Below are 12,399 nucleotides of genomic sequence, written 5' to 3'. Positions count from 1 at the left end.
AAAATTAAATTTTTACAAATGAAAAAGCAATTAACATATATAGCTGCAGCGTTTTTCTTTACAGGAATGGTTTCAGCACAAAAAATAGATCTTAATGCAATGCCAAAGCCGGGACCTACTCCTGCGATTAACATTGCTAAGCCAAAAACTTTCCAGCTAAGCAACGGTCTTACAGTAATGGTAGTTGAGAACAACAAGCTGCCAAGAGTAAATGCAAGCCTTTCTATGGACAGACCTCCTTACAATGAAGGAGCTGTAACTGGGGTAAGCGGAATCATGGCTGAACAGTTTGAAAACGGAACTACGAATATCTCCAAAGATGATTTCAACAAAAAAGTGGACTACCTTGGGGCAAATCTTAATTTCTCTTCAGGAGGTGCTTCTGCCAACTCGCTTTCAAAATATTTCCCTGAAGTATTAGGCCTGATGGCTGATGCAATTATTAATCCTAAATTCTCTGCTGAGGAAATTCAAAACTCTAAAGAAAGAGCTATTGAAGGATTAAAATCTGAGGAAAAAAATGCTTCTTCTATCGCGGAAAGAGTTTCAAACGCTTTGATGTATGGAAAAAATACTTCAAGAGGTGAATTTGAAACTGTTGAATCGATTAACAAAATCCAGCTTGCTGATGTACAGAACATCTATAAAAAATACTACGCTCCGGACAATGCTTATTTAGTAATCGTTGGAGACGTAAAGTTTGACCAGGTAAAACCTTTGATCGAAAAGGCCTTCAATAGCTGGAAAAAAGCAAATACCCCTGTTGCACAATTAGAGCCAGCTTCTAATGTTGCGAAAACAGAAATTAATGTAGTGGATGTTCCTTCTGCGGTACAGTCTGTTGTTTCTCTAAACAACCTGAACACGTTGAAAATGAAAGATGCCAATTATTTCCCTGCAACAATTGCCAATTACATCCTTGGAGGTGGTGGTGAAGCAAGACTTTTCATGAACCTTAGAGAGAAGAACGGATTTACTTACGGTGCTTATTCAAGTATGGTAGCAAGCAAGTATTCTCCTGAATTTTCTGCAAGTGCGAGTGTAAGAAATGAGGTTACAGACAAAGCGGTTAAGGAATTCATGAATGAACTTAATGCTATTTCTACGGTAAAACCAGAAGAATTGGCAAATGCAAAAGCAAAGCTGAAAGGTTCTTTCATCATGTCCTTAGAGCAGCCTGCAACTATTGCAAGGTTTGCATTGAACCAAAAAGTTCAGGATTTACCAGCTGATTTCTACACCAATTACCTGAAATCTATCGATAAAGTAACAGCTGCAGATGTTTCAAATGCTGTCAAGACTACCATTTTACCAAACCAAAGCAGAATTTTCATTGCAGGTAAAGCATCTGATATTTCTGAAGGATTGGAAAAATTAGGTTACCCTGTAAAATATTTTGATAAGGATGCAAACCCTGTTTCAAAACCAACTGTACAAAAAGTAGATGCAAGTGTAACGGTTGCCTCTATTGCAGATAAATACATCAATGCTATCGGAGGAAAAGCTAATTTGGCTAAAATTACTTCATATACTACGAATGCTTCAATGTCTATGCAAGGACAAAACATCGATTTTAAAATCGTTAAAGCACAAGGCGGAAAGGAGCTGACAACTGTAACAGCAATGGGACAGGTTGTTCAGAAGCAGGTATTTGATGGGAAAACCGGTTATTCTATGCAGATGGGACAAAAAATTGACATCACACCGGAAGAAATTGCTGAAAAACAAAAGAACCCGGAGCTTTTTGAAGAATTAGGTTTTGCAAAATCTGCTGATTATAAATTAGGAGGAATTGAGAAAATCGGAGGTGAAGATTCTTATGCAATTAAAAGTGGGGATACAACGTATTACTACAGCGTTGCAACAGGATTAAAAACCGGAGAAACAAAAAAAGTAAAAGCTAAGGGCCAGGAAGTGACAATCCCTACAACATTCTCTAATTACAAAGATGTAGAAGGGGTAAAAATGCCATATACAATCTCTGTAAGCCAGATGGGAATGGATATGACCATGAATGTAAAGTCTTATGAAATAAATAAGGCTACTGATACTGATTTTAAATAATAACATCCAATTTTTATAGAAAAAACGGCAACAATTGTTGCCGTTTTTATTTTTATCAACATTTGGCGATATCTTTCTTTGTCATTCAGTAAAAAAAGATTAAATTTGCCCATTCAAAAAGATATCAGAATTAATGGATACTATATTTACACTATTGATGGTTCTTGTTATGGTTGCCAGCGTTTTATTGGTAATTATCGTTATGGCACAAAATCCAAAAGGAGGAGGCCTTTCCAGTACATTCGGAGGTGCATCATCTGCACAGTTTGGAGTACAGAGAACCAATGATTTCATGGAAAAAGCAACATGGACTCTAGGCGGAACTATCATCGTTCTTATCCTTTTAAGCGTTGTTATTACAGGAAAGCCGTCTCAGGTAGCTCCTACACAAAAACAACCAGTGAAGAAAGAAGCTCCTGCAAAACAGTCAGCTCCTGCTTCTTCTACAACAACTCCGGCACAAACTCCTGTAGCACCGGCAAAATAAGAAGAATACCATCTTATATAAAACAAAAGCAACTCCAATTGAGTTGCTTTTTTATTTTAACTTGATCTTTTCAATCTGATAGCGAAGTTTCAGCCCTGCCTTTAAAAATGAATATTGTACAGGCTTCGATTCTTTATAATATTTATCAATAAAGATCTGCATGGCTCCATAAAATCTCTTGAGATATACTTCATTCTTAATAGTGCTTTCTCCTTTGTGATGAAGAATAGAAACTTTACCATAATAGAAGTTTTTGTAACCGTTTCTTAAGAAAGTATAGCAAAGATCAATATCTTCTCCATACATAAAATAAGCTTCATCCAGCCCTCCTATTTTTTCGTAAACGTCTTTTTTAGCCAGTAAAAAAGCGCCTGTCATAACTTCTATTTCAGCAACCGCATTTTCCTCAATGTCGTTTCTGTAATAAGACTTGGAATTATTCTTTTTAAAATTTGTAAACAGCTTTTCAAAAGAGTTAAACATATCCGGAACAGAACGTTTACTTTCAGGAAGAAAATTACCTTCCGCATCATGCATCCTCACTCCCAGACATCCGAATGCAGGCTGAGAATCGGCAAAATCCAGAAGTTCCTTCATATAAAACCCTTCAAATTCTGTATCAGGATTCAAAAGTAAAATATATTCTCCTTTTGCTGTCTGAATCGCCCGGTTGTTCGCTTTTGAAAAACCTCCGTTTATTTCAGAAGATATAAAATGTACGCCAGGAAACTCGGGAATAAGATCTGTCCAGGAATTGTCTGTAGAAGCATTATCAATAACAATCACTTCATAGTTTATCTCCTGTATATATTTCTGAAGTGACAAGAGGCAGCTTCTGAGCAATTGTACAACATTATAATTAACGATAATAACAGACAGCTTCATATTAATCCTTTTCGTTATATGGCAGCCTGTTGATAATGGATCTTCCTAAAGAAATTTCATCAGCATATTCCAGTTCATCTCCTACTGAAATTCCTCTTGCAATGCTGGAGAAATTCACATTGAAACTTTTAAATTTCTTATAGATATAATACGCTGTTGTATCTCCTTCCATCGTGGCACTCAATGCGAAAATAAATTCCTTCACCTTTCCATCATTCAATTTCTTTTCAATACTTGGAATATTTAACTGCCCGGGTCCTACTCCTTCCATTGGAGAAATTTTTCCGCCCAGGATCAGATACTTGCCTGTATATTTTCCGGTATTCTCAATAGCAATTACATCCCGTACATCTTCAACGATACAGATCAGTTCACCATTTCTCTTTTCATTGCTGCATATTTCACAGATGTCAAAATCTGAAAAATTATGACATTCTTTACAATATTTTATTTCATTGACAAGGTTAATCAGGGAATTTCCAAGACTTACAGCTCTGGAATTGGGCTGCTTCAACAAATGCAGTGCTAATCTCAATGCGGTTTTTCTTCCAATCCCAGGCAGTCCCGAAATCTCGTCTACCGCCTTTGCCAATACTTTACTTGGATAATCCATAGGTACAAAAATAAGGATTAAAGTTGATAATTAATAGTGAATAGTCAATCGTCAGTTCGCTTCGCTTGTGAATTTTTATACAGTATAATAAATTTTTAACGCTGAGCGCGCTAAGATGTCTAAAGGTTAAAAAATGATCGCAAAGGCGCTTTACTCAGCAATAAGAAAACTTGTATCTCAGCTGAACGAAGTGCCTTTGTGAACAAAACATATAAAAAGAGTAAACAACCCTTGCGAACTCAGCGTTTAATTTTATTTTTCACAAAAATCACCTTATAAATTTCCGTCAACACAATGTCTCAATATGATATTTTAAATTTCACCCATACCTGAGAACTCTAAAAAAACCTTTATATTTGCGGCTTAAATTAAATATGAAAAAAATTAACTAACATGGTACTTAACAATCTTAACTATCCTCTGGATTTCAAATTCAAAATCACTACTTTAGCAAGTGACTTCAATATTACTGACAAAAACGGAAATTATGTAGCGTATGTGCGTCAGAAAATGTTCAAGTTGAAAGAAGATGTTATCGTTTTCAATGATGAGAGCAAGTCTAAGGAACTTTTCAGAATCAAAGCTAATAAATGGATAGATTTCAACGCTTCGTATTCTTTGAATGATCTTATTGACAATAAAAACTTCGGTAGACTGGCAAGAAAAGGAATGCGTTCTATCTGGAAAGCAAGTTACGATATTCTGGATGCCCAAGATCAGCCTAAGTTTAAAGTTCAGGAAGACAGTGCATGGGTGAGATTCTGGGACAGCTTTGTAGGAGAACTTCCTATCATCGGAATGTTCACAGGATATTTCCTTAATCCATCTTATACGGTGACTGGTATTGATGGGAAAGCTTATTTTAAACTTAAAAAAATGCCTTCATTCTTCGGAAGAAGATTCCAGCTGGACAGACTGATCGATATTGATGATGAAGAAGAAAGTTTAGTAATCCTTTCTTTATTAATGATGACACTTCTTGAAAGAGCAAGAGGGTAAGAAAAATAATAAAACCACAAACACATGAAATATTTAATCATTTTATTTTCCGCATTTCTATTGGTAGCTTGCAAAAAGGAAAAAGAAACGGTTTCAGGTTCTCCTTCTGCCGATTCTTTACCTATTGCAAAAGATTCTGCTTCAACAGGTACATCTTCTGGAAATATTCTGGTGGGAACCATTCCGTTTCCTAAAGAAATTAAAGAATGCTCCTGCTATTTTGCGATAAGCAAAACTGATTTTGAAAATGAAAGATACATCTACGCAGATGATGCCGGAAAAACTGCTTACATGATGCTGGATGGCAAAAGACTGGCTCTGAATCTCATCTCTTCAAGTGATATGGAGGTAGATGAACTGCTTACCAAAGAAATAGAAAATGATGATTACAAAATTTCCGTAAAAGGTAAAAAAATAAAAGGCGAAGAAGCTTTACTGTTTGAAGGGACTCTGACTATAGAGAAACCAGACGGAACTACATTTACGACTCCGATCTATGGAGAGTGTGGATGTTAATAAAAGCGAAATCATACAACAAAAATGCTTCTGTATCTCACGGAAGCATTTTTTATTTTGTAAATTTGAGAAAAATAAAATTCAATGGAATTATCTAATATAGAACCGCAGATTATCTGGAAAAATTTCTCCAAATTAAATGCTGTTCCAAGACCTTCAAAAAAGGAGGAAAAAGTAATAGCTTTTATCAAGGGATTTGGTGAAAATTTAGGACTGGAAACTACGGTAGATGAAGTAGGAAACGTTATTATTAAGAAACCTGCCACTGCTGGCATGGAAAACCGTAAATCTATCGTGCTTCAATCGCACCTTGATATGGTTTGCCAGAAAAATAACGATGTTAATTTCGATTTTGAAACAGAAGGAATCAAAATGGAGATTGACGGTGACTGGGTAAAGGCAAAAGGAACTACTTTAGGAGCTGATAATGGTTTAGGAGTAGCAACCATTATGTCTATTCTTGAAAGTTCAGATATTCCACATCCTGCATTGGAGGCTCTTTTCACTATTGATGAAGAGACTGGAATGACGGGTGCTTTAGGACTAAAGCCAGGGCAACTGACAGGACAAATTCTATTGAATCTTGATACTGAAGAGGATGATGAGATTGATATTGGCTGTGCAGGAGGTGTTGACGTAACTATCACTCAAAACTATGCTGCAGAAGCTCCAAAAGGACAAATTGTAAGACTTGAAGTAAAAGGTCTTCAGGGTGGACACTCCGGAATGGATATTCATAAAGGTTTCGGAAATGCCAATATTATTTTGGGTAGACTTCTTTACAGCGGTTTAGAAAATCAGAATATTGAATTGGTTTCTATCGACAGCGGAGGTCTGAGAAATGCAATTCCTAGAGAAGGTGTAGCTCTAATTTCTGTGAGAAATGCTCAGGAATTTATAGAAAACGTAACGATTCTTAAGAAAGATATTTTAGAAGAATTTGCGACTGTAGAGCCGGGAATTCAGATCAATATTGAGAACTCCACGTCTTCTGACAAAGCAATTTCAGAAGGAGATTCTAAAAAAGTAATCCTTACTCTAAAAGCTCTTCATAATGGAGTATACAGAATGAGTCCGGATGTGGCTGATCTTGTAGAAGCTTCCAATAACGTAGCAAGAGTAGAATTGAAAGTTGGAGAACTTAAGATTTTAAACCTTACAAGATCTTCTGTAGATTCTTCAAAATATTCAGTGGCAGAACAATTGAAATCTGTAGCAGAATTGGCTGGAATGAATGTTGAATTCAGCGGTTCGTACCCGGGATGGAAACCAAAACCAGGTTCAGAGATCGTACAGCTGATGGAGAAACTTTATACTGAGAAGTTCACTGAAAAACCTCATGTAGTAGCTTGCCATGCAGGTCTTGAATGTGGTATCATTGGAGCCAACTATCCTGAAATGGAAATGGTAAGCTTTGGACCAACGATCAGAGGGGCTCACTCTCCTGATGAAAAAGCGAACATTCCTTCAACTCAGAAATTCTGGAGTTTCCTGAAAGATATTTTAGCCAATATTCCTCAGAAATAGAACATTAAAATTACTATATTGAATATCCAAAGTCTTATGATTTTGGATATTTTTAGTTTTAATTGAAATAAAAATGCTTCGACAAGCTCAGCATGACACAGCTAAAAATTTATACCTAAAAAAAAGTTAGTATTAGAGATGTCATGCTGAGCTTGTCGAAGCATCCAAACCATAAAAAACCTTATACAATGAAAAGTATCACCGTATTCTGCGGCTCAAGTTTCGGCTCGCATGACATTTACAAAGAACAGGCATTTCTCCTTGGACAAACCTTGGCTAAACATGATATACAGCTTATTTATGGAGGTGCTGATGTTGGCTTGATGGGAACGATTGCCGACGGAGCATTGAGTGAAAATGGTAGCGTCATTGGAGTCCTTCCCCACTTTCTACAATCTAAAGAAATTGCTCACAAAAATCTGACCGAACTCATCATCGTGGAAACCATGCACGAAAGAAAAACCAAAATGAATGAACTTTGTGATGGTGTTATCGTTCTTCCCGGTGGTTACGGCACATTAGAAGAATTCTTTGAGATGATCACATGGGCACAGCTCGGGCTTCACAAAAAACCGATCGGAATTTTGAATATTGATGGTTTTTATGATGATCTGATTAAACTGGTTCAAACCATGGTGGATAAAGGGTTCTTGAAGCAGATAAACAGTGATATGCTGCTGATCAGCGACACTATAGATGACTTACTGGAAAAGATGAGAAATTATCAGGCTCCTACGGTTGGAAAGTGGATTTCTAAGGAAGAAGTTTAAATAATAAACTCTTTTAAAAACAAAAACCCGTCCGAAAAATTCGGACGGGTTTCTTATTAAGATTAAAAAATATTTTCTAAGGATAAGGAGCAATTTCCACTTCGAGCCCTTCCATTGCATCGGCAATATGTAGCTGGCATCCCAATCTGCTGTTTTCTTTCACATGGAAAGCTTCACCCAACATAGCATCTTCTTCATCTCCCATTGGTTCCAGACCAGGATCATTGATTACATATACCTGGCATGAAGCACACATCGCCATTCCTCCACATACACCAATAGTACCTTCTTCTGCCAATTCATAGGAACGGATAATTTCCATTAAGTTCATGGACATATCCGTAGGAGCTACGACATCATGGGTTACCCCTTCTCTGTCGGTAATTTTAATATTAACGTCTGACATAATTCTGCAAAATTAGTCAATTTTTTTCACAACTGCCTTCTCTGCTTCTTTACGGCTTCCGTCGAATCCGTCAACACCACTTACCGTTGTATATTTTAATACGAATTTTTTACCAGGATTCAGTCTGTTGTAAACACTCTGACACATCAAAGTAGCTTCGTGGAAACCACAAAGGATCAACTTCAGTTTTCCAGGATAGGTGTTGATATCTCCAATTGCATAGATTCCGTCAATGTTCGTCTGGTAATCTAAAGCGTTATTTACTACGATTGCATTCTTCTCGATATTTAATCCCCAGTTTCCGATCTCTCCTAGTTTTGGAGTCAATCCGAATAATGGAATAAAATAATCTGTTTCAATATCATAAGCTTCTTGACCGTCAACCTGTACCGTGATCGCTTCTACTTTTCCGTCACCTTTAATAGCTGTAACTTCTGCTGGAGTGATTAATTTAATCTTCCCTTGATTCTTCAGGTCCTGAACTTTTTCTACAGAATCCAAAGCGCCCCTGAATTCATTTCTTCTGTGAATCAATGTAACTTCGCTTGCAACATTTGACAAGAAAACACTCCAGTCAAGAGCAGAATCACCACCTCCGGCAATAACTACTTTTTTATTTCTGAAATGCTCAGGTTCTTTCACAAAGTACTCAAGGCCTTTTTCTTCGTAATCTGCAATATTATCCATCGTAGGTTTTCTAGGTTCAAAAGTACCTAAACCACCGGCAATGGCAATAGCTTTACATCTGTGAACAGTTCCTTTGTTGGTAATCACTTCAAACCATTCATCATCTACTTTAGTATAAGAAACAGCGGTTTCTCCCAAAGTGAATCCAGGCTGAAACTGCTTGATCTGTTCCATCAAATTATCAACCAATTCTCCAGCATTCACTGAAGGATAACCTGGAATATCGAAGATAGGTTTTTTAGGATACAGTTCTGCCAACTGCCCTCCCGGCTGTGGAAGCGCATCAATAATATGGCACTTCATTTTTAATAAACCAGCTTCAAAAACTGCAAAAAGTCCTGTAGGTCCCGCACCTATGATCAATATATCAGTGGTTATCATAATATTTAAGATAATTTAATTATACATGTAACTGCAAATTTACTAATTTTAATGCGAAGCATATTTAATTGATTCTAAATAAAAACCTGAGATTTGTCAAATATCTATCATTTAAGATTTTAAATTTGGCAATGTTTTTGTAAATGTCTTGTTATGAAGAAAATTTTAAACCTTTTTGCAGTATTTATATTCTTTTTAGGCTCAGCCCAGATTGATAACATCGCGGACGGAGAATCTATCACTCTCAGAATACATTACGGCTTCCTTAACGCAGGAACAGCGAACCTTACTACAAAACAGACCAATTACAAAGGGATTCCCCATCTGTATGTAAAAGGAACAGGACAGACTACCGGCGCCGTAAAAGCATTCTTCAAGGTGGAAGATTTATATGAAAGTTTCATCAATACCCAAACAGGATTACCAAGTTTCTACGTCAGAAATGTACGTGAAGGAAGCTATCGCCAGCATTTTGAAACGGTTTTTAATCACGATAATAATACATTAATTTTAACAGATAAAAAAACTCCTGCCAATGGCTCTAAGGTTCTAAAATCAGTAAAAGGGGTTCAGGATATGCTTTCATGTTTTTACTATTTAAGGAGTAAAGGCCCGGATGAATTGAAGGTGGGAACCATCATCAATATGAATGTATGGATTGATGACGAGATGTTTCCATTTCAGTTAAAAGTAACAGGAACAGAAAATTTAAAGACAAAATTCGGTACCATCAATTGTTTAAAGATTATTCCATCTGTAAAAAGCGGAAGAGTATTTAAAGAAAAAGAAGGCGTAACTATGTGGGTTTCCAATGATGCCAATCATATTCCGATGCTGTTGAAAGCCGAACTGGCAGTAGGTTCACTGAAAGCCAGTATTGATGATTACAAAAACGTAAAATATCCTTTAAAGTTCAGCAAATAACAATTGTAAGTTTTTAAAGATACAGCCTGTAAATTTTACAGGCTTTTTTTATTGCTGATGTAATATATCCTTAACACGGATTGTCTTAATAATAGAGGCAGATAAAAGAGCTGCAGCATGTCAATACTTCCATTGAGGTACCAAGCGGATCCGAACCGAAGTATAGATATAAGAGACAGACACGTGTAAATTTTTCAATAAGATCAGTTTTTAATTACGTTTTGTTTCTTAGGTCAGTAATTAAAAACAAAAAACCTCCGGAGCTCCGGAGGTTTGATTTTTTATAGTGTTTTGAACTGTTCGAGTGTTCTGATATCATTTTCAAAGAACATTCTGATGTCACTCATCTGGTAAAGAAGCATTGTAATTCTTTCAATTCCCATTCCGAATGCATATCCTGAATATTTCTCAGAATCGATATTCACATTTTTCAGTACGGCAGGGTCTACCATTCCACATCCCATGATCTCCAGCCATCCTGTTCCTTTTGTAATTCTGTAATCTGTTTCAGAGTTTAATCCCCAATACACATCAATTTCAGCACTCGGCTCAGTGAACGGGAAGAAAGAAGGTCTCATTCTGATCTTAGATTTTCCGAAAAGTTCAGTAGTAAAGAACTGGATTGTTTGCTTTAAATCTGCAAAACTTACATTCTCATCAATATATAATCCCTCAATCTGGTGGAAGATACAGTGAGAACGTGAAGAGATGGCTTCATTTCTGAAAACTCTTCCCGGAGATAAAATCCTGATTGGAGGCTGATTTTCTTCCATAAAACGAGTTTGTACAGAAGATGTATGTGTTCTCAAAAGAATATCAGGATTCTGCTCAATAAAGAATGTATCCTGCATATCTCTTGCCGGGTGATATTCCGGAAGATTAAGTGCCGTAAAGTTATGCCAGTCATCTTCAATCTCTGGTCCGTCTGCTACTGCAAAACCAATAGATTTAAAGATTTCAATAATTCTGTTTTTTACCAGATTAATTGGGTGTCTTGAACCCAATTCCAATGGAAATTCAGGTCTTGTAAGATCTTCTTTTTCTACGACAACAGAAGATTCAGAAGAATTTTTCAAATCTTCCAATTTTACAGCAACTGCCTGTTTCAAAGTATTGATCTTCTGTCCGAAATCTTTCTTCTGGTCGTTAGGAACTTCTTTTAATGTTTCGTAAAAATCATTAAGAACCCCTTTTTTACCGTTGTACTTGATTCGGAAGTTTTCGATATCTTCCCTAGAGGTAGCATTGAAGCCGTTTACTTCGATCAGTAGTTCTTCTATCTTTTCTATCATTATTTTACCCTTTCAAAATGTTTTGCAAAAATACGATTTTAAGTTGAATAATAAGTCCGTCAAAAAAAAATCTGCCTCTTTTTCGGGAGGCAGACTTCAATCACTTATTTCACTTAAATAAAAAAATTATTTCTTTTCTAAAGCTTTAACGTTGATCTGAAGAGTCACCTCGTCTTTAATCACACCGTTTTCAGCAGGAGCCTGGAACTTCACCCCAAACTCTTCTCTTTTGATATCCTTTGGTTCAGTAGCTACACTTACCACTCCGTCTTTTACAGAAACATTAGCCTTAAACTGAACGGATTTTGTAATTCCTTTAATTGTTAAATTACCATCCAAAAGAGTATTATAATCACCTTCTGTAGCCGGAGTAACTTTTGTAATTTCATAAGAAGCCGTTGGAAATTTTTCAACTTCAAAGAAATCGCCGCTCTTCAGGTGGCCATTTAATTTTCCCATATCTTCCGGACTGTCTTTCAAATCCACAGAAGTTAATGAGTTCATATCAGCAACGAATTTTCCGCTTTCCAGTTTTCCGTCTTTCACTGTCACATCTCCGCTTTCAAACCTGATTGTTCCAAAATGACTTGTATTCTCAGATTTAAAAACTTTATATCCCTTCCATTCAACTTTACTGTTTAGCGTATCCAAAGTGAACTGGCTACCTTCTTTGGTAGTCGTCACCTCATTACTCTCACTGGTAAGCGGTTTATCTTTTTTACAAGAAACCATTACAGCAGCAACGAATAAAGCAGGAATCGCTATCGAAAACAGTTTTTTTCTCATTTTTGATTTATTTTTATTAGTTCCGCTAATATAATAAAAAAAATTATGTTTTCATAAAAACC

The 12,399-nt window shown here is 36.4% G+C and carries 13 protein-coding genes; 7 read left to right on the top strand and 6 right to left on the bottom strand.

The features are described from left to right. Window positions 1-18: 18 nt before the first annotated feature. The gene (locus tag CHRYMOREF3P_RS18785; RefSeq protein ID WP_077414067.1) at window positions 19-2,064 is read left to right on the top strand and encodes a M16 family metallopeptidase; all 2,046 of its coding nucleotides are present in this window, start codon (window positions 19-21) and stop codon (window positions 2,062-2,064) included. Window positions 2,065-2,197: 133 nt separating this feature from the next. Beyond that, a complete protein-coding gene (gene secG, locus CHRYMOREF3P_RS18780; RefSeq protein ID WP_077414065.1) occupies window positions 2,198-2,551 on the top strand; it encodes a preprotein translocase subunit SecG in 354 nt (117 codons plus the stop codon). 51 nt (window positions 2,552-2,602) lie between these two features. Here secG and CHRYMOREF3P_RS18775 read toward each other — a convergent pair whose 3' ends face one another. After that, window positions 2,603-3,442 (bottom strand): glycosyltransferase family 2 protein, encoded by an 840-nt coding sequence (locus tag CHRYMOREF3P_RS18775; RefSeq protein ID WP_180565802.1) that lies wholly within the window; start codon window positions 3,440-3,442, stop codon window positions 2,603-2,605. Then, entirely contained in the window at window positions 3,438-4,049 is a 612-nt protein-coding gene (gene recR / locus CHRYMOREF3P_RS18770; RefSeq protein WP_034697032.1) for a recombination mediator RecR, read from the bottom strand. Before recR ends, CHRYMOREF3P_RS18775 begins: the two co-directional genes overlap by 5 nt. 393 nt (window positions 4,050-4,442) lie before the next feature. Between recR and CHRYMOREF3P_RS18765 the strand changes: the two genes are divergently transcribed. From CHRYMOREF3P_RS18765 to CHRYMOREF3P_RS18750, 4 genes are all read left to right on the top strand, one after another. Further along, a complete protein-coding gene (locus CHRYMOREF3P_RS18765; protein WP_077414063.1) occupies window positions 4,443-5,048 on the top strand; it encodes a hypothetical protein in 606 nt (201 codons plus the stop codon). A 24-nt stretch (window positions 5,049-5,072) separates the two neighbouring features. After that, window positions 5,073-5,564 carry a hypothetical protein gene (locus tag CHRYMOREF3P_RS18760; protein WP_077414062.1) on the top strand — a complete coding sequence of 164 codons (492 nt, stop codon included), beginning with the start codon at window positions 5,073-5,075 and terminating at the stop codon, window positions 5,562-5,564. 84 nt (window positions 5,565-5,648) lie between these two features. Continuing rightward, window positions 5,649-7,091, top strand: coding sequence for an aminoacyl-histidine dipeptidase (locus tag CHRYMOREF3P_RS18755; RefSeq protein ID WP_077414061.1), 1,443 nt, complete (start codon window positions 5,649-5,651; stop codon window positions 7,089-7,091). 188 nt (window positions 7,092-7,279) lie between these two features. Further along, window positions 7,280-7,861, top strand: coding sequence for a TIGR00730 family Rossman fold protein (locus tag CHRYMOREF3P_RS18750; RefSeq protein WP_077414060.1), 582 nt, complete (start codon window positions 7,280-7,282; stop codon window positions 7,859-7,861). Window positions 7,862-7,937: 76 nt separating this feature from the next. On the opposite strand, the gene CHRYMOREF3P_RS18745 is transcribed toward CHRYMOREF3P_RS18750, so the two are convergent. Both CHRYMOREF3P_RS18745 and CHRYMOREF3P_RS18740 read right to left on the bottom strand, forming a co-directional pair. After that, window positions 7,938-8,267 (bottom strand): 2Fe-2S iron-sulfur cluster binding domain-containing protein, encoded by a 330-nt coding sequence (locus CHRYMOREF3P_RS18745; RefSeq protein WP_047382628.1) that lies wholly within the window; start codon window positions 8,265-8,267, stop codon window positions 7,938-7,940. Between the two features lie 12 nt (window positions 8,268-8,279). Beyond that, on the bottom strand, window positions 8,280-9,335 hold the full coding sequence (locus CHRYMOREF3P_RS18740) for an NAD(P)/FAD-dependent oxidoreductase (protein WP_077414059.1): 1,056 nt from the start codon (window positions 9,333-9,335) through the stop codon (window positions 8,280-8,282). 153 nt (window positions 9,336-9,488) lie between these two features. Here CHRYMOREF3P_RS18740 and CHRYMOREF3P_RS18735 point away from each other — a divergent pair, with 153 nt between their 5' ends. After that, window positions 9,489-10,259 (top strand): DUF3108 domain-containing protein, encoded by a 771-nt coding sequence (locus CHRYMOREF3P_RS18735; protein ID WP_180565239.1) that lies wholly within the window; start codon window positions 9,489-9,491, stop codon window positions 10,257-10,259. A 281-nt stretch (window positions 10,260-10,540) separates the two neighbouring features. Here CHRYMOREF3P_RS18735 and pheS read toward each other — a convergent pair whose 3' ends face one another. Beyond that, the gene (gene pheS / locus CHRYMOREF3P_RS18730) at window positions 10,541-11,551 is read right to left on the bottom strand and encodes a phenylalanine--tRNA ligase subunit alpha (protein WP_077414055.1); all 1,011 of its coding nucleotides are present in this window, start codon (window positions 11,549-11,551) and stop codon (window positions 10,541-10,543) included. A 126-nt stretch (window positions 11,552-11,677) separates the two neighbouring features. After that, on the bottom strand, window positions 11,678-12,337 hold the full coding sequence (locus CHRYMOREF3P_RS18725) for a YceI family protein (protein WP_077414054.1): 660 nt from the start codon (window positions 12,335-12,337) through the stop codon (window positions 11,678-11,680). Window positions 12,338-12,399: the final 62 nt, after the last annotated feature.

This window comes from Chryseobacterium sp. JV274 (assembly GCF_903969135.1).
Taxonomy (GTDB): domain Bacteria; phylum Bacteroidota; class Bacteroidia; order Flavobacteriales; family Weeksellaceae; genus Chryseobacterium.
This window is presented reverse-complemented; position numbering and strand designations above follow the sequence as displayed.